Here is a 17,315-nt window from a genome sequence, read left to right as displayed (position 1 = left end):
TCTACTCCTATTCATTCACACTTAAATTGCTTGCCTTCCGATTCCGTTTCGCATAACCAAGCACAGCGGGTATACCTAACACTACAAATACAGCAATATTAGAGAGCGATGCTAACGAAACCTGAATAACTAATTTATCTGACGGTTCACCCATGAACGTAATATCGAACCACCAGGAGAAGAGTAGGGATAATATTATTCCAACGATACCGTACACCGCAAAGAATCCAATATGCTTACTTTTGACAAGTCCGGCCAACGGGTCGAATCCTTTATACAAATAGATAATACCCATGAACGCTCCTGTTAGGGCAGAACCAAGTGCCCATCCCCACCACACCATACCACTTGTCAACAAGTCCGTTAGGACGTGTCCAATGAATCCAGCTGTGAATCCAACAACCGGGCCAAACAATGCACCAAAAATGGCTAGTAGTGCAATAGCAGGTCTTAATGAAGTATCAGGACCAATAGGAACTCCAATAAAGCCCGTCGCACCATAAAGCGCTGCACAAATCCCGATCGTCACCACTGTTTTTGTATTCAATTGAAAAAGAGATTTCTTCATAAAATTCACCTTCCCGCTTCTTTAATATCAAAAACGAACATTTTCCGTTATTTGTACTATTAATATAAGTGGATTAGAACAGGAAGGCAAAACTTTTTTACAACATAAAAGAAAAATTCATCAATAATTACGTTGATATCATTGATAATTTGCGAATCATAAGATAAATACCCTTATTTCACATGTGATATAAGGGTATTTATCTTAATGTATGCCTTTTGCTTAACATCAGCAAATTAAGCCTAATAAATATGAATAAGAGCTAGACAAGCTTTCTTTATTCTCTAATTCACTCGAATCAAGCGTCGTGTCGTACGTAGCGCCGATATATTCGCAGCGCCGATGCCAAACATCGCTGTGCGTAGCTCAAGCTCCACCCTCGCGAGGGCAGCGTCGAGCGCCTCCTCGGATTGTACGGCCGGCCCCAACAGGCTGCGGCCGAACCCCGCAATATCGGCGCCGAGCGCCAATGCTTTAGCGGCGTCCACGCCACTATTCAGCCCGCCGCTGCCGATCAATCCTCCGTGTGGGGATACCTCCCGCACCTCGACAATGCACTCCGCGGTGGGGATGCCCCACCCCGCGAATGCTTCCGCTGCCGCGCGACGAACCTCGTCGCGGCTGCGGAATTTCTCGACTTGGCTCCAAGAGGTGCCTCCGGCACCTGCCACGTCTATGAAGGCAACGCCCGCGTCATATAACCTCGACGCGGTCTCCCCATCAATACCCCAACCCACTTCCTTGATGCCTACAGGTACATCAAGCTTAACGCACACTTCCTCAATTCGTGACAGCAATCCACCGAAGTTCGTATTTCCTTCCGGTTGAAAGACTTCTTGAAGTCCATTCAGATGTAACACCAACATGCTCGCGCCAGCAATATCAATGGCCCGTAAACAATCCTCCGTTGTGAAGCCATAGTTAAGCTGAACGGCCCCCAGATTAGCGATAATCGGAATATTGGGCGCCTTATCCCTAACATAGAAAGTAGATGCTAGTTCTTCCCGCTCCACGGCAGCACGAACAGAGCCAACTCCGATAGCCCAACCTCTTCGCTCTGCTGCTTCTGCCAGTCGAGAGTTTATTGCTCCCGTCGCCTCACTTCCACCTGTCATGGAGCTAATGAGTAAAGGCGTGCGTAATGTCTTCCCTAAGAAGTTCGTCTCGATACTAATATCATCAAAGTTGACCTCTGGTAAAGCGCAATGACGGAATCGATAATGCTCAAATCCGTTTGTTACACCTTTGCCCCCTACTTCTTCATCGAGACAAAGCCGTACATGTTCTATTTTACGTTCACCCGTTGGCACCTCAGGCATGAGTGACTCTCTCAACATTCCAGTGGAATCCGTCTTCATTACATTTCCTCCTTAAAGTTTTGGAACAAAACTTACTTCGTAAGCATTTGCTTTAAAGTTTTGGAACAAAACTCTCCTCGTAAGCATTTATCTTAAAGTTTTGGAACAAAACTCATTTCTTAAACGAACACATTCAAATATAGATGTATTATACCATATGCTGGGTGCGAGATTTCCTTACTACGATTGCTTAGGCAAACCGAGGACGACGAAGCGACAAACATATCGTGTGTTCATTGGATGCACCATAGAGAACGCAGTTATTAATGCATTTTAAACCGTTAGCTTGAAGTGAGTGGAAGCTCAATATGGATTCGCTCAGCGTTGGGATTACTGGTGTTATCGCTTCTTACTGTGATCCTTTACCAGATCCAGACCCTTTACGCGATTCAACCCCTATTTATTCGTCTGTTTGGCGTACTTTTGTTCAATGGTTGGGTCAGTCTGAAAGTTATCAAACCTCATAGCTGATCAAGGTCCTAAGATTACACTTCGTTCCTATGTAGACCTTCTTAATGTAAAAGCTAATCAACGAAAATTAGTTGTTAGCGAGCAGACAGCGCTAGTCTCCTCTGGAAACGCACATGAATTTAGACTTCAGAAAATTCTTAGTTTCACAACATTCTAGCGTCAAATGTGCTGGTAGCTATAAACGACAAAGAACGTCCGCTAATGAGCAGACGTTCTTTGTCGTTTATAATAGTGGTGCCATTAATCTTGCAGCAGATTCTAAGAAACGCTCCCATATCTTCTTGTTCTTTAATTGATCTAAATTCATGAGATTCGTTGTTAATAGATCCCGTTCGAAGTCTGCAACCATTCTTTCTACACTAGATGTCCCAACAAGAAGCGCATTGACTTCAAAGTTAAGGTTCAGACTGCGCATATCCATATTGGCCGTCCCTATAGTCGCCACTTCACCATCCACGATCAATAGTTTGGAATGAATGAATCCCTTCTCGTACTCATATATCTTTACACCCGCATCCAACAAAGATGGGAAATAGGAATGCGAAGCAAAGAATGGAAGCTTCTTATCTGGCTTAGCAGGGAATAGAATCCGAACATCCATCCCCGATAAAGCAGCTACTCTTAAAGCCGTTAATATATCATCATTGGGTATGAAATACGGCGTTGCCAACCATACACTTTTCTTCGCCGAAGTGATCATCGAGAAGAAGATATTCCGTAGTACTCGTCTCTCATTGTCGGGACCGCTCGCAATCATCTGAACGGCACCATCACCACCACTCGTAAGGGTAGGTGAGAAATACTCTTGTTCAAGGAGTTTCTCTCCAGTCATATGCAACCAGTCCTGCAAGAAGATCATCTGTAGCGTTCGTACAGCTTCTCCTCTAACTAACATGTGTGTATCCCGCCAGTAGCCATAAGTCTTACTTCGGCTCAAATACTCATCGCCCACGTTCAGTCCACCTATAAAACCTACATCTCCATCAATAACGACAATCTTACGATGATTACGGAAATTCACACGACTGGAGAAGAAATTCGTCTTAACGCTACCGAACGCAACCAATTTCACACCCGCATCGACCATTTCTTTCAGAAATGATTTAGAAATCTGAATACTACCCACCGCATCATACATAAATCTTACCTTAATACCCGATTTGGCCTTATTGATCAGAATTTGCTGAATTCGTGTGCCAATATCATCATCTCTAAAAATGTAATATTCCATATGAATATGATGTTTGGCGTTCTCGAGTTCATGAATCAAATTGGAGAAAGTCTGCTCTCCATTCGTAAGTATGGTTGTTTCTGTAGAAAATGAAATTGGCGTACGCGCTAGCTTCTGGGATAATTTCAACATTTGTTGTTGACGAGGTGTAAACTGCGAAAGATCCTGATGGAACCGCAATTCTTCTTTCTCTAATCTTTCGTATACCTCCATATCACGCAGTGCTTTTTTATCGTATTTCCGTCGGTTGAAATAGTTCTGTCCGAACAGAAAATAAAAGATTAGACCTACAACAGGAACTAATGCGAGCAATAGTATCCAAGATAACGTTGTGGAGGGATTCCGATTCTCCATAAAGATAATAAAACACAACGAAATAACCGTTAGTGTTGCAAATATACTTACAATTGTTCCAGCCGTTTTCCCTACAACTCCGAACCCAAAATAATAAAATGCAAACACAATGACTGAAACTAATACTATTTGTAATCCTCGTCTCATATGTTCCCTCACTTTTAATCTGCTTTATGTATTCGAATAGCATCCTATAACAATACTATTGTACATGATTCTTTCTAATCCTCCTACCTATATAAATTGAACTAAAGACGCCCCCCCCTATTCATGATTCTCTTTTGAAATGGTTGAACTTGTGAGCGCAAACTTTAGTTCATTCTATCTATATAAATTGAACTAAAGTTTGCGTTCCCAATTTCTAAACGAAGCTACTGAAATGTTATACTGATGTTTCATGTCACTTTCAGACAAAAATTACTGTTGCATGGCCGATTTCTGTCGGTCGACTCATCATCAAGACAATATAAGGGAAAAAGGAGTGTCAGCATGAATCGACAATGGCTGTATGTACTTATTGGAGGAATTATTGAAGTAATTTGGGTGTCTGGACTTAAACATTCAAATACCGTTGTTGAATGGATGGGAACAGCTCTTGCGATTGCAATCAGCTTTTACCTTATCATCATGGCTTCGAAACGATTGCCTATCGGGACGGTCTACGCCGTATTTACAGGATTAGGGACGGGAGGAACGGTCATTACAGAGATGCTATTCTTCAACGAACCTTTTCGCTTGTCCAAAATACTACTGATTCTGTTATTACTATCCGGCGTCATTGGTCTCAAGTTAATTACGGATAAAGACATAACCCCTTCGAAGGAGGCGAATATCTAATGGCTTGGATTGCAGTTGTTCTCGCAGGTTTATGTGAAGTATTTGGCGTCATCGGTATCAAGGGCATCGCAGATCGCAAAGGACCCAAGGCATATGTACTTATGTCCCTCTCCTTTATATGTAGCTTCTCCTTGCTCTCTTATGGCATGACATCCCTCTCTATGGGTACGGCTTATGCTGTATGGACAGGAATTGGAACCGTAGGTAGTGCCATCGTCGGCATGACGCTGTATAACGAACCAAAAGAATTCAAAAGAATTGTGTTTATATCAATGATTCTTATTGCGGCTATAGGTCTGAAATTGATCTCTTAATGGATCGTAATACTGTTGAACAGTGTTGCAAAGTTGTAACCCATTTGGATTTGTAATATAATTTGACTAACAAGTCAAAAACAGAACCCGAAAGTTCTAGAAAGGAGCGAGTGCACATTGGCTGACAAATCAGCGGACAAGAAAAACTACATTTTGAAGACTGCCTTACAACTATTCTCTACTCAAGGTATATCCTCAACCTCCATGCAAGAAATTGCTGAAGTATGTGAAATGTCTAAGGGAAGTTTATACCTACACTTCAAATCTAAAGATGAATTGGAAGAGAGTATTTACCTATATTGTTTCCATCTCATTCGAGACAGTATTATTCAGGTAGAACAAGACACTCTTCTTTCTCCTAAAGAGCAACTACATAAACAAGTGGAGGTTCTTCTAAGTCATCTGATTGAGTTACGGGAGTTCGTGAAGAAGCAGTTCATAGACGGTCCTGGTCCAAGTAAAAAACATAATTGTATGCGGGATGAGCATTTCAGAATGCTTCACTGGTTCAAAGTTAAACTTGAAACCATCTATGGTTCTGAAGTTGAGCCTTACACGATCGACATCATCTTATTCTTTGGCGGTATATTGTGCGCCTATTTGCGGATGTTGTTCATTCCTGGCCTCCCTATAAACATCCATAAAATGTCGCATCATCTTATGTCCTTACTTGACAACGTCACCCAAAGTATGATCTCTAAGTCTTCCGAACCACTTATCACTTCGGATGTGTGGGGTCAATGGATTAATGTATACAAAGATAAATCTAGTGTTCAACGGCATCCTCTTCTGATAACCAAAGAAATAAAGGATTACCTCAAGGCTAGCTCACTTGATAAGAGGACGTACGCAGATGCTCTAGAATCGATTCATATTCTGGAGAAAGAAATTGTTGATATTCAACCTCGGAGAGTTATTCTGTTAGGTATGATCGGAAATTTACAACAAATTACCGAGATACAAGTCTTAAATAATGAACTCAAGGAGATTATTTCACTATATCCGATGACTCAGTGAAACCCTCATCCTGTGTAACCAAGAAGTATTAGAGAGAGGAGCAGAACCATCCTTATGAAGAGTATTATCAATTTCTCATTGAACAACAAATTTGCTATCTGGATTCTAACGATTATTGTCACTGCTGCTGGACTATTCGCCGGAGTATCCATGAAGCAAGAGACCATGCCTAATATCAGCATTCCATTTCTAAATGTTATTGCTGTATATCCTGGTGCAGCGCCAGAAGGTGTTGTTCAAGATGTAGCCCTTCCCCTTGAACAGCGTTTACGTAACGTAGACGGAGTCAAGACAGTGACTTCCACTTCCATGGAGAACGCCGCTTCCGTTGCTATGGAGTTCGATTATGGTACGGACTTGGATCAAGCAACTGCTGCTGTCCGAGAAGCTCTAAATGAAGTCACTCTACCTAAAAATGCACAAAAACCTACCATTTCCAAATTCAGTTTAAGTTCTTTCCCTGTCATTTCGCTAAGTGCTTCAAACAATCAAGCGAAAGACTTAGAAGAATTAACAAAGGTCATTGAGAATCAGGTGAAACCTGAAATCGAGAAGCTTGCAGGTGTTGCCTCCGTAAGTATATCGGGACAATATGTTAAAGAAGTTCAATTGAAATTTAATACGTCAAAAATGGCTGAACTGGGCCTCAACCAAGATACTGTTAAAGGTATCGTTCAAGGTTCCTCCCTACGTGTACCTCTAGGATTATTTAATTTAGAGGAGTCTGAAAAAGCCGTTGTGGTGGATGGGAATGTCATTGCACTCGACGACCTGAAGAACTTAGCCATTCCAGTCATTCCGAACACAGCTAACTCAGGACTTAACAGCCCTACAGGTAACGCTAACACCACTCCTCCAGTAGGAAATGTAAATGCTCCGGCTGGTGGCGCTGCGATGGGTATTCCTACAATTAAACTTAGCGAGATTGCCGATATTCAAGTTATTGGTAAAGCAGAGTCCATCTCTCGTACCAACGGTTTGGAATCCATCGGGATTTCAATTGTAAAAGACAACGATGCGAATACGGTTGATGTCGTCAATGCTGTGAAAGACAAAGTCGACGATCTGAAGAAAAATTACGCTGGCTTGGAACTAATCACATTACTTGATCAAGGTGAACCTATCGAAGATTCTGTAAATACCATGCTAAGTAAAGCCGTATTTGGAGCATTGTTCGCAGTTATCATTATTCTAATCTTCCTACGTAATATTCGATCAACGATTATTTCTATCATCTCCATCCCATTGTCACTGTTAGCAGCTGTTCTTATCCTTTGGCAGTTAGATATTACGCTAAATATGATGACGCTAGGTGCTATGACGGTTGCTATTGGTCGAGTCATCGATGACTCCATTGTCGTCATTGAGAATATCTATAGACGCCTAACCGATAGCGACGAGAAATTACGTGGTCGTGAACTCGTTCGCGAAGCAACTCGTGAAATGTTCGTTCCAATCATGTCATCAACGATCGTAACGATTGCAGTGTTCCTGCCTCTTGCCTTTGTAAGTGGTATGGTCGGAGAGCTATTCACGCCCTTCGCATTAACGATGGTATTCGCTCTCTTGGCTTCACTTCTTATAGCTATTACGATTGTACCTATGCTTGCACATTCACTCTTCAAAAAGGGAATTAATAAGAAAAGGCACACACATAAAGAGGAAATTGGTAGTCTTGCTAGAGCTTATCAACGTATTCTGAACTGGTGTCTATCTCATAAAGCTATTACTTTCGGTGGGGCTATCCTGCTTCTTGTTGGTAGTCTGATGTTGTATCCATTAATCGGTACTAGCTTCATGCCGGACCAAAAAGATAAGTTCACCATGGTGACCTACTCACCTAAACCTGGAGAGCAGCTTGCCGCAGTCGAGAAACTCGCATTGGAAGCCGAGAAGTTCATTCTTGATCAACCTGGCGTAGAGAAAATGCAATATTCGATCGGTGGTAGTAATCCTATGGGCGGTGCTAGCGCATCCAACTCGGGTCTATTCTATATCGAATACAGTACCGATACGAAAAATTTCGAGGATGTCCAAAAACAACTCGTCGAAGATCTACAACAACAAGTTCCTGAAGGTGAGTGGGCTTCTCTAGACATGACTGGCGGAATGGGTGGAAGTGGACTAAGTGTTAGCATCTTTGGAGATAGCTTAGAGGACATTAAACCTGTATCTGATGAAATCCTAAAACTTGTTAAAGAAGATACAGAACACTTCGACAAAGCGAAGACAAGTCTCTCTACTTCCTATGATCAATACACGATTGTTGCGAATCAAGAGAAATTAAGTTCACTTGGCCTTACTGCTGGGCAGATTGCTATGAAGCTCAGCCCTGTACGTGAGCGTCCAGTGCTAACTGAAATTGAAGTCGATAACAAAACCTATAAAGTATACATCGAAGCAGACAGTACCGTTTATAAGAGTATTGATGAGATTTCTAATGAGAAGATCATGTCCCCTCTTGGTATGGAAGTAGCCATTAAAGATGTAGCCAAAGTGGAAAAAGGAACTTCACCGAACTCCATTACACGTACAGATGGTAAGATGGTCGTGTCTATTTCAGCGAATATCGTGACCGCTGATGTTGGTAAAGCTTCTACAGCATTAGAAAATAAAATCAACGACATCGAGAAGCCTGATGGTATTGAAATTAAATTCGGTGGTGCGACAGAACAAATCAACGATACATTCACACAGCTTGGTCTTGCCATGTTAGCTGCCATCGCGGTTGTATACTTTGTACTCGTGGTAACATTCGGTGGAGGTCTTGCACCGTTTGCAATTCTCTTCTCCTTACCATTCACGATCATTGGTGCTCTTGTTGGACTACTGATTGCGAAAGAACCACTAAACGTATCCTCACTCATGGGTGCATTGATGCTCATAGGGATCGTTGTAACGAATGCGATTGTACTTATTCACCGCGTTATTCACAAAGAACAAGAAGGATTCTCTACACGTGATGCATTGCTTGAAGCAGGAGCAACTCGCCTTCGTCCAATTCTAATGACTGCACTTGCCACGATTGGTGCATTGCTACCACTAGTTACTGGATTAGAAGATAGTGCCGGAATCATTTCACGTGGACTTGGAATTACTGTCATCGGCGGTCTGATCAGCTCCACATTGCTAACACTAGTTATCGTACCTGTTGTGTATGAGTTCTTAATGAAATTTAGAAAGCCTAAATTACAAGACTAAGACAACGACAGTAATAACGAAGGACGTATCCTCTTTCCCTTATGGGATGGAGGATACGTCCTTTTCCTTACAATATAAGAAAGTATAAGTTTCACTTGATACTCTATTCCTTATATTTCCGCTGAAACGAGTGCCTTAAAGTGATACGAAGTATCGCTAGCATCGGAAGCATAAGCTCCTTGGAGAAGGAGATCGCAGCCGTTTCTACTTGTTTGTTCGATTCAGCGTGCTTATGATTAGGCATTATGCGATAATCTATGACAATTAGAATAACCATCCGAAGGAGTAGTGGCACATGATCACCACGGTAACCTTAAATACAGCTTTAGATATTACTTATACCATCCCTCAATTCCAAGTGAACCAATTGCACCGCATGAATGGATACCTATCCGTTCCAGGTGGTAAAGGGGTGAATGCGGCTATGAAATGATCAAACACTAGTCAAGTTCTGCTCGCCATGAGCGTAACATTGCAATATCATAGGGTAGAAACTCTTGAATGATATAGCCAAGGCTTCTATATACTGGAGTTTGTGCTTGTTTACATAAGACGTCAGCTAAACTTGGAACCCACTTCATTACATGCTGCTCTAGAAACTGAATTTGAGTATCAATTAATAATTGTTGGGAAGTTCGTAAACGTATATCATCTGACATTCGTTCACCGAGAACAGCCATAAATTCTAACTCAATCGAGATGTGATCATCTTGTTCATGGTGTAATTTATTAAAGACAATACTCGATTGTGCATACATATTACTAATATCCAACGTAAAATCCACACTATTCTTGCTCAATATACTTCGATAATCACTTTCACAAAGCGAAGGAACTATCGGTCGAATACCTTCGAATAAACGGTGATACTCAGCCCTCTCGACTTCACATACTTGAGTAAATTGCTTTGGCATCATTTCGGATAAATAATCCTTAAGTTTCTGCCCCTCTTGTGTGAGTACCGCTTCTTCTCTATTTACCATATGTTTCTGCCACAGAGCAATCAGCGACAAACTTGGTGGGTTCCCTAAGAAATCTATAAGTAACTGGTATACCCAGCCTCTCCCTTGCTTCCAACGTACATATTCTTCTAACTCTCTAACCATTTCCAAAGTCATCGTCATCAGTTAACCTCCTTATGTATTAGTAATTTGAGAAGGTACATTGTAAAAGTTCTAAAAGGTAGCGCTTTCTTTAAATTCAGATTACATCAAATGTTAATTAATTCATGTGACATAGTTCACAAGTCAAGAAACTGGATTTCAAGACCATTTCCTTTACATTTAGAGATTTGATTCATATCTAAAAAGGCAAATGCATACGATACTAGGGACAAATCATCTATGGATACATTCATTTCATACAGCCCTTTACAATATGGAAATTTGCTGGTTTGAATCCCCTTTCAACACGTGATAAAGTGGAGTGGTCAACTTAAACACAGTAAATAGCCATTGTCGATTTGCATTCAAATCGGAAAGGAATGTCGATATTGCGTGAATCTATACAAATAAAGTCTTCCTTAACATCCCTTAAGCTATTTAATTTCTTCATATATGGCACCATGGTTATCTTCACAAGCTTTTTTCAACTATACCTACAGGATGTAGGCATGAAGAAATTTGAAATCGGAGCACTAATGGCCATGGGGCCCTTTGTCTCCTTGTTCGCTAACCCTTTTTGGAGATATTGCGGCGACCGTCTACTTAATATGAAACGCATTATCATTATTATGATGAGTGGAGCATTAGTACTGGTTCAATTCGTCTTTCAAGCCGATACATATGCGTCGGTGTATTTGGCAATGATCCTATTCTTCTTCTTTCAGACACCTATCTTCTCGCATAGTAACAGCCTTATTCTAGGATATATTGAGGATACACCTTATAAGTTTGGTTCTTTTCGCTTATGGGGATCTATAGGTTGGGGTGTAACCGCCATTGCGGTAGGACAGATTCTAGATTGGACAGGTATATCCAAAGTATCGTCATTATTTACTGCTGTTCTTATAATAGCTATAGGAGCTGTCTTAGTCCTTCCTCCACTAAAACGTTCTTCCGAATCACCCACATTGTATCTCAGGGGATTCCTCAATATTATGAGTAATCGATATTTCCTCTGCTTTATTCTCATGGGTCTTCTGGTATCGATCCCTAATGCAATGAATAATACATTCATGTCATTATATATAACGGAGCTCGGAGGATCCAAAAGAATTGTCGGGTTAGCCGTATTCCTTTCTTCCTTTTTAGAGATTGCAGTGTTCTTCCTGTTTGACCGTTACATGAAACGCAAAATATCATGGATGTTGGGTTGTCTGTCCTTAGTAAGTCTGCTCTTCGGTCTTCGCTGGCTCCTAATGGCTGAAGCCACACAACCACTACAAGTGGCTGCCATTCAAGTTCTACACTGTATTACCTTTGGTGGATTCTTCTATGTTGGAACCCAGTTAACGTTGTTATTGTTACCTCGTCCCTACCGCGCAACGGGCCAAGCTGTATACACGCTCTCATGGAGCGGTCTCTCTGGTGTCATTGGTGCCTTCGTAGGCGGATGGATGTTCCAAAACTTCGGTGCGGAAGCCATGTATAGAACGGGAATGTTATTTGCTTTAATAGGTGCTGTGGGGTTCGGATGGATGTGGTACCTGATCCTTACGCATGGCTACAAGCTCCCTCTTCCGGAGCGTAAAGAAGATCCAGATGAAGACTTAACGATATAAGTAGTATAAATAACAAATCAGCTCGCAGTGATATCACTGCGAGCTGATTTGTTATTTACGATCTATTTTATTTTGAATGAACTCTTGAGTGATACGATACGGTTGAATACCGGATGTCCTGGTGTGGAATACTTGGAGTCCACGTTAAAGTAACCATGACGGAAGAATTGGAATTTATCCTGTGAGACTACATCTCTCATTCCCGGTTCTATAAAACCTTGCACGATCTCGAGCGAATTCGGGTTGATTTGATCAAGGAATGTTTTCTCTTCTTTCTCCTCGCCCTCTTCTGTCTGTTCAGTCTCCTCTTCGGATTCCTCAGCCTTGATAAGTGGCTCGTACAAACGGAATTCAGCCGGAACTGCTTGGCTTGCATCGATCCAATGGATCGTTCCTTTTACCTTACGAGCAGTAAATCCGCTTCCACTCTTCGTCTCAGGGTCATACGTACAGTGAATTTCAACAACATGACCTTCTTCATCCTTGATAACCTCATTACATTTAATGAAATATGCATTCTTCAGCCGCACTTCGTTACCTGGGAATAGTCTGAAATATTTATTAGGTGGAACCTCCATGAAATCATCTTGCTCAATATATATTTCACGTGAGAATGGAACTTGTCGATTACCCATGTCAGGATTCTCAATGTTGTTCTCGACATCAAACCACTCATTCTGACCTTCTGGATAATTGGTAATAACCACTTTAAGCGGGTTCAATACCGCCATCGTACGTAGTGCTTTAAGCTTCAGATCCTCACGAATAAAGTGCTCAAGCATTTGTAGATCTACCACACCCTGTGTTTTAGAAATACCCGTTTCATAAATGAAGTTACGAATAGCCTCAGGGGTATATCCTAGTCGACGTAGACCCGAAATCGTAGGCATCCGAGGATCGTCCCAACCATCGACATGTTGTTCGTCAACCAGCAACTTCAACTTTCTTTTACTCGTTAAAGTCTGCTCCACATTCAAGCGTCCGAACTCATATTGATGAGGAACGTTTGGCATTTCGCATTCCGCCACTACCCAGTCATAGAAAGGACGTTGATCTTCAAATTCCAACGAGCAGAGAGAATGTGTAATTCCCTCGATCGCATCTTCTAATGGATGCGCGAAGGCATACATCGGATAGATACACCATTTATCGCCCGTGTTATGGTGGTAAGTATGAGAAATTCGATAAATGATCGGGTCACGTAAATTGATATTAGGTGATGACATATCAATCTTAGCGCGCAGTACTTTAGCACCATCGTCAAACTTACCCGCACGCATTCCTTCAAACAACTCGAGATTCTCTTCCACACTTCGATCACGGTATGGACTATTACTGCCGGGTGACTTCAATGTTCCTCGAGTCTCACGAATTTGGTCCGCACTGAGATCATCGATAAAGGCTTTCCCTTTCTTGATTAACAACACCGCACGGTTGTACATTTCATCGAAATAATCAGAGGCGAATCGAAGCTCTTCCCATTCGAATCCGAGCCACTTCACATCTTCCTGAATGGATTTCACATATTCTGTATCTTCTTTGACTGGGTTGGTATCATCGAATCGCAGATTCGTCTTTCCACCGAATTCAGCTGCTAACGTAAAGTTAATCCAGATTGCTCTAGCATGTCCGATATGTAAATAACCGTTAGGCTCTGGTGGAAAACGTGTCACGATTTCCTTCACCTTACCGGATTTCAAATCTTCCGTAATCACATTCTTAATAAAATTGGAGGGAGTGCTTGGGTTCTCCATTGCAATCAACCTTTCATTGTTGAGATATATGTCTTATGTTGTCTCGTACATAAATTACTTCATACAAATATACCTGTAAAATGCGGATAGTTCAATAACAGCACGTCCTTGTAGATTCACCCAAATGTGCTTACACCATTATTCAGACAGACCTTTTTGACCGCGAGCTTCCATTACGATAATATGAAATCCAGAGACTAGAAACAAAAAAGGGGTCCGATTAATACCATGAAAACGATGAAATTACCCAAAGAACAACGAGATCAAGTCATACAGCGTATCCAGCAATATTTCGAAGAAGAACGCGATGAGACGATTGGTGATCTAGCCGCAGACGGCGTATTCGATTTCTTCATGTCGCATCTAGCGCCCATTGTTTATAATCAAGCACTTAGTGACTCCAGACACTTAGTGCGACAACAGATGAGTTCACTTGAGGAAGATCTATATGCATTGGAGTACCAAATAAAGCAAACGCGCTAATGATACAACGAGAACGTGTTCACGCTATCCATTCAATGGAGCTTCATCCAGCCATCTTTGGAACTTTTCTTTTACGACAGACGCCAGAACGTCCAATTCCATCATACGTTGCAACGTATCTTGGTCTCTATCTGTACGAGCACTAGCGAGAAGACGCAGGATTTCGACTACCTTTACTTGTGCAGGATGCGACTCATGCTTATGAATAGCTGAAGTTCCGCTGATATAACCTGTCTGTAATACCCTGAAATAGAATCCACTAAATCCAGTCTTCAGAACTTGGGCAGGAAGATCCGATGCCCCATGTTTCTGGGAAAGTTTAAAACAGGGATATCTAGGCTGACTAACTTGTAGAACGGCTTCTCCTACCTGAAAGATATCCCCAATGCACACGTCGGTTTCCAGCATGCCTGTGACAGTTAAGTTCTCACCGAATGCTGCATAGTCAAGAGGCTTTCCCAGTTGGGTCTCCCAGTAAGGATAATGCTCATATGGGTATACACATACCGCTTTGTCTGGCCCACCATGATGAACTAGATCCGCTTGCCCGTCCCCATCAAATAACTCGTTACCCAAAAAGACATTACCCTGTACCGACTGCTTGTAAATTCCTGTCTCTAGCTCTTTGCCTTTATATTCAACGGTTATGGGTTTCCCCACATTTAGCGAAATCAATTGTCGGCTCACGCTACGCCCCCCCCCCACATTCATGATTCTCTTTAGAAATGATTGAACTTGTGAGCGCAAACTTTAATTCAATCTATGTAGATAAATGTCGTTCATAATTGAACCAAGACCACGCTCTAATTGAAACTACGTATAACAAATAAAAGAGAACTACCAACTTAACTACTCCAGGAATATTCAAAAAAAACGCAACAATCGTTATGATAGCAGTAAAAATAATAGATAACCTATTTACCTTTGAGTTAATGGGTCCACTTACAAGTAATCCAGATAATCCCTTGGCAACAGCTCCGTAACATTTAGTATTATGATACGGTTCAATTCCCCATATCCCTTTTTGAACCACAACCAAATCTCCACGGTCTTCAATATGTTTAGCACAATGTTGACAATGTACTTTTTTCATCATATCCCCCCCATTCTATAACTATATATTACATATGAATTAAAAGAACAATCCGTATTACGAAATGACAGATTGTTTTGATACAGATATTATCTTCCTGATCCATTGATCCCTGCATCGCTCTCTAATTCAAAAAAAATATCCCATCAAGACATCATCTACATATCGTCCATTTACATGAAATTCATTAACTAGACGACCTTCGATAACGAAACCGCATTTCTCATAAAATTTCAAAGCAGCAGCATTGGAAGAAAGTACACGTAAACTCAACTTTTTCATACCTTGCTCTGATGCCCACGCTTTCACCATATCCATCAGTCTTGTCCCAATTCCCTCATGCTGATATTGTGGGTGAACGGCAATGTTGATCTCATACACATGGTGATTCGTTCTGATCATCGTAGGATAACGAAATCCAACATACCCGCACAATTGTTCATCAACGAGAGCTACCAACTGCGACCCTGGGTGACAATGTCGTAAGAAGTCTTCCCTTGATGTCCAATTTAAAGGCTCAGGAGAACTGTAATCATCCCATACAACGGTGTCCAGAGCCATGATCTGTTGCGCATCTCTCATTTCAGATAAGCGTATTGTAAGCGTTCGTTGGTTAATCCTCAACATATTGCACCCCTTTTCAAGACTCCTGTTACAACCGTTAGACTGCAGATGATTCCATTTCGGGCTTCATAACTCTATTCTGAGTGGCATGTACTATGAAGAACACTACACCGATCGCAGCTGTACCTATAGCTAGCCATGCGACTGGAATGAGTCCACCTCCATCATATAAGAGGCCCATCGTATAGGGTCCTATAACCCTTCCGATAGCACCAACCCCTCCACTCAGCCCAATGTAGAAAGGGGCCGCTCGACCTGCATGATCTGAGATAAATGCAGGAATAGCAGGTGATATTAGCATTTCACCTAACGTCGCTAGGACCATCGCTAATACTAATCCAGGATAATTATGTGTTATTAATATCACGATATATGATAATAAATAAAAAACAGCACTCATCGTCATTTGCGAAGAAGAGGATTTCGCCAGCCACCTCTTTAATAGACTGATGACAGGTTGAGCCACGAAGATTAGAATACCATTCAACGTCCAGAGGAATCCATACGCTTTCTTCGGAAATCCTTCTGAAATAATGAATGGAGACACGCCCGAATTCCACATCGAGTTACCCAACAAAATAAACATCGATCCTATACCCAAATATAAATAAATGCGTGTATTCCCAAGCAACCGCCATATGCTCTCGTCAGAGGTCGATGTATTTCTTTTGTCTAAATGTACTTCACCCTGCTGGCCATCGAGTCGATTCAAGTAGATGAGAAAGAACACTGCAAATACAGCCGAAGTTAGACCATTCGCGATAAAGGTGAGCTTGTACGAAATGTCTGCTAAAAAACCACTCAGAGCGGTCCCTAAGGCTACCCCAATATTGTTAGCAACATAAATAATATTAAATAACTCTCCACGCCGATCGGCAAATCGAAACCCGATAAATGCCTGAATAGCAGGTAAAGATAACGCATTACAAAACCCGATAAACCCCATTAACGCCATATAGAAATACCAGTATTGGCTAGTCACAGGCAGTGCGAATAGTCCTAATGCGTTCAGAACTAATGATCCCACAATAAGCTTCTTAACCCCTACCCGATGATACAATGATCCCCCTAATAATTGCCCTATGATTCCACCTAAAGCTTGAATTAAGATAACAAGCCCAGCATCTGCCATATTATGTCCCAATTCATCAAATACAAACATCGTTGTTAGGGGCCACATCAGCGCGCTACCCGTAGAATTGATCAGACTTGCAAGGAGAAACACCTTCACTTCTTTCGGGTAAGTTTGTAACATTCTCATAAGTTGTAATCTCCCAGATGATTCATA

Annotated in this window: 17 protein-coding genes and 1 pseudogene; 8 read left to right on the top strand and 10 right to left on the bottom strand. The window is 41.6% G+C overall.

The annotated features are described in order from the left end of the window. Positions 1 to 7: 7 nt before the first annotated feature. Both PGLA_RS10480 and fni read right to left on the bottom strand, forming a co-directional pair. On the bottom strand, positions 8 to 568 hold the full coding sequence (locus tag PGLA_RS10480) for an ECF-type riboflavin transporter substrate-binding protein (protein WP_068532297.1): 561 nt from the start codon (positions 566 to 568) through the stop codon (positions 8 to 10). 284 nt (positions 569 to 852) lie between these two features. Further along, complete coding sequence (fni, locus tag PGLA_RS10475) at positions 853 to 1,905, bottom strand: type 2 isopentenyl-diphosphate Delta-isomerase (RefSeq protein ID WP_245699798.1); 1,053 nt, start codon at positions 1,903 to 1,905, stop codon at positions 853 to 855. Positions 1,906 to 2,294: 389 nt separating this feature from the next. Here fni and PGLA_RS28885 point away from each other — a divergent pair. Then, positions 2,295 to 2,515 (top strand): annotated as a pseudogene (locus PGLA_RS28885) (phospholipase D-like domain-containing protein); the annotation flags it as partial. Between the two features lie 105 nt (positions 2,516 to 2,620). Here PGLA_RS28885 and cls read toward each other — a convergent pair. Then, positions 2,621 to 4,129: a cardiolipin synthase gene (gene cls / locus PGLA_RS10470; protein WP_068532293.1), complete on the bottom strand. Its 1,509-nt coding sequence runs from the start codon at positions 4,127 to 4,129 to the stop codon at positions 2,621 to 2,623. A 342-nt stretch (positions 4,130 to 4,471) separates the two neighbouring features. Between cls and PGLA_RS10465 the strand changes: the two genes are divergently transcribed. The 4 genes from PGLA_RS10465 to PGLA_RS10450 all read left to right on the top strand — a co-directional run bounded on the left by PGLA_RS10465 (position 4,472) and on the right by PGLA_RS10450 (position 9,351). Beyond that, positions 4,472 to 4,819, top strand: a complete 348-nt coding sequence (locus PGLA_RS10465) for a DMT family transporter (protein WP_068532291.1) — start codon at positions 4,472 to 4,474, stop codon at positions 4,817 to 4,819. After that, entirely contained in the window at positions 4,819 to 5,133 is a 315-nt protein-coding gene (locus tag PGLA_RS10460) for a DMT family transporter (RefSeq protein WP_068532289.1), read from the top strand. Before PGLA_RS10465 ends, PGLA_RS10460 begins: the two co-directional genes overlap by 1 nt. Before the next feature lie 117 nt (positions 5,134 to 5,250). Further along, entirely contained in the window at positions 5,251 to 6,150 is a 900-nt protein-coding gene (locus PGLA_RS10455; RefSeq protein ID WP_068532287.1) for a TetR/AcrR family transcriptional regulator, read from the top strand. 54 nt (positions 6,151 to 6,204) lie between these two features. Next, positions 6,205 to 9,351 (top strand): efflux RND transporter permease subunit, encoded by a 3,147-nt coding sequence (locus PGLA_RS10450; RefSeq protein WP_068532285.1) that lies wholly within the window; start codon positions 6,205 to 6,207, stop codon positions 9,349 to 9,351. A gap of 103 nt (positions 9,352 to 9,454) precedes the next feature. Here PGLA_RS10450 and PGLA_RS27940 read toward each other — a convergent pair whose 3' ends face one another. Next, complete coding sequence (locus PGLA_RS27940) at positions 9,455 to 9,595, bottom strand: hypothetical protein (RefSeq protein ID WP_161487871.1); 141 nt, start codon at positions 9,593 to 9,595, stop codon at positions 9,455 to 9,457. Positions 9,596 to 9,646: 51 nt separating this feature from the next. Between PGLA_RS27940 and PGLA_RS27935 the strand changes: the two genes are divergently transcribed. Further along, positions 9,647 to 9,784: a hypothetical protein gene (locus PGLA_RS27935; protein ID WP_161487870.1), complete on the top strand. Its 138-nt coding sequence runs from the start codon at positions 9,647 to 9,649 to the stop codon at positions 9,782 to 9,784. 7 nt (positions 9,785 to 9,791) lie between these two features. On the opposite strand, the gene PGLA_RS10445 is transcribed toward PGLA_RS27935, so the two are convergent. Beyond that, positions 9,792 to 10,475: a TorD/DmsD family molecular chaperone gene (locus tag PGLA_RS10445; RefSeq protein WP_084410929.1), complete on the bottom strand. Its 684-nt coding sequence runs from the start codon at positions 10,473 to 10,475 to the stop codon at positions 9,792 to 9,794. A gap of 359 nt (positions 10,476 to 10,834) precedes the next feature. Here PGLA_RS10445 and PGLA_RS10440 point away from each other — a divergent pair, with 359 nt between their 5' ends. Further along, positions 10,835 to 12,073, top strand: coding sequence for an MFS transporter (locus PGLA_RS10440; RefSeq protein ID WP_211269528.1), 1,239 nt, complete (start codon positions 10,835 to 10,837; stop codon positions 12,071 to 12,073). Between the two features lie 62 nt (positions 12,074 to 12,135). Here PGLA_RS10440 and PGLA_RS10435 read toward each other — a convergent pair whose 3' ends face one another. Then, positions 12,136 to 13,827, bottom strand: a complete 1,692-nt coding sequence (locus tag PGLA_RS10435) for a glutamine--tRNA ligase/YqeY domain fusion protein (RefSeq protein WP_068532283.1) — start codon at positions 13,825 to 13,827, stop codon at positions 12,136 to 12,138. A 228-nt stretch (positions 13,828 to 14,055) separates the two neighbouring features. Between PGLA_RS10435 and PGLA_RS10430 the strand changes: the two genes are divergently transcribed. Beyond that, positions 14,056 to 14,310, top strand: coding sequence for a DUF2164 domain-containing protein (locus tag PGLA_RS10430; protein WP_068532281.1), 255 nt, complete (start codon positions 14,056 to 14,058; stop codon positions 14,308 to 14,310). 24 nt (positions 14,311 to 14,334) lie between these two features. Here the strand turns inward: PGLA_RS10430 and PGLA_RS10425 are convergent, their stop codons facing one another. The 4 genes from PGLA_RS10425 to PGLA_RS10410 form a co-directional block, all read right to left on the bottom strand. Continuing rightward, positions 14,335 to 14,997, bottom strand: coding sequence for an MOSC domain-containing protein (locus PGLA_RS10425; protein WP_211269527.1), 663 nt, complete (start codon positions 14,995 to 14,997; stop codon positions 14,335 to 14,337). A gap of 73 nt (positions 14,998 to 15,070) precedes the next feature. After that, positions 15,071 to 15,406: a hypothetical protein gene (locus tag PGLA_RS10420; protein WP_145939534.1), complete on the bottom strand. Its 336-nt coding sequence runs from the start codon at positions 15,404 to 15,406 to the stop codon at positions 15,071 to 15,073. A gap of 126 nt (positions 15,407 to 15,532) precedes the next feature. Then, the gene (locus PGLA_RS10415; protein WP_068532275.1) at positions 15,533 to 16,030 is read right to left on the bottom strand and encodes a GNAT family N-acetyltransferase; all 498 of its coding nucleotides are present in this window, start codon (positions 16,028 to 16,030) and stop codon (positions 15,533 to 15,535) included. Between the two features lie 34 nt (positions 16,031 to 16,064). Then, positions 16,065 to 17,288, bottom strand: a complete 1,224-nt coding sequence (locus tag PGLA_RS10410; RefSeq protein ID WP_068532273.1) for an MFS transporter — start codon at positions 17,286 to 17,288, stop codon at positions 16,065 to 16,067. Positions 17,289 to 17,315: the final 27 nt, after the last annotated feature.

The sequence above is a fragment of the Paenibacillus glacialis genome, from assembly GCF_001637205.1.
GTDB classification, from domain to species: domain Bacteria; phylum Bacillota; class Bacilli; order Paenibacillales; family Paenibacillaceae; genus Paenibacillus_AQ; species Paenibacillus_AQ glacialis.
This window is presented reverse-complemented; position numbering and strand designations above follow the sequence as displayed.

Bases quoted from the DNA above. Each gene is read 5' to 3' on its own strand.
- PGLA_RS10480 (WP_068532297.1), bottom strand. From the start codon at position 568: ATGAAGAAATCTCTTTTTCAATTGAATACAAAAACAGTGGTGACGATC.
- fni (WP_245699798.1), bottom strand. From the start codon at position 1,905: ATGTTGAGAGAGTCACTCATGCCTGAGGTGCCAACGGGTGAACGTAAA.
- cls (WP_068532293.1), bottom strand. From the start codon at position 4,129: ATGAGACGAGGATTACAAATAGTATTAGTTTCAGTCATTGTGTTTGCA.
- PGLA_RS10465 (WP_068532291.1), top strand. From the start codon at position 4,472: ATGAATCGACAATGGCTGTATGTACTTATTGGAGGAATTATTGAAGTA.
- PGLA_RS10460 (WP_068532289.1), top strand. From the start codon at position 4,819: ATGGCTTGGATTGCAGTTGTTCTCGCAGGTTTATGTGAAGTATTTGGC.
- PGLA_RS10450 (WP_068532285.1), top strand. From the start codon at position 6,205: ATGAAGAGTATTATCAATTTCTCATTGAACAACAAATTTGCTATCTGG.
- PGLA_RS27940 (WP_161487871.1), bottom strand. From the start codon at position 9,595: ATGCCTAATCATAAGCACGCTGAATCGAACAAACAAGTAGAAACGGCT.
- PGLA_RS27935 (WP_161487870.1), top strand. From the start codon at position 9,647: ATGATCACCACGGTAACCTTAAATACAGCTTTAGATATTACTTATACC.
- PGLA_RS10445 (WP_084410929.1), bottom strand. From the start codon at position 10,475: ATGACGATGACTTTGGAAATGGTTAGAGAGTTAGAAGAATATGTACGT.
- PGLA_RS10440 (WP_211269528.1), top strand. From the start codon at position 10,835: ATGTCGATATTGCGTGAATCTATACAAATAAAGTCTTCCTTAACATCC.
- PGLA_RS10435 (WP_068532283.1), bottom strand. From the start codon at position 13,827: ATGGAGAACCCAAGCACTCCCTCCAATTTTATTAAGAATGTGATTACG.
- PGLA_RS10430 (WP_068532281.1), top strand. From the start codon at position 14,056: ATGAAAACGATGAAATTACCCAAAGAACAACGAGATCAAGTCATACAG.
- PGLA_RS10420 (WP_145939534.1), bottom strand. From the start codon at position 15,406: ATGATGAAAAAAGTACATTGTCAACATTGTGCTAAACATATTGAAGAC.
- PGLA_RS10415 (WP_068532275.1), bottom strand. From the start codon at position 16,030: ATGTTGAGGATTAACCAACGAACGCTTACAATACGCTTATCTGAAATG.
- PGLA_RS10410 (WP_068532273.1), bottom strand. From the start codon at position 17,288: ATGAGAATGTTACAAACTTACCCGAAAGAAGTGAAGGTGTTTCTCCTT.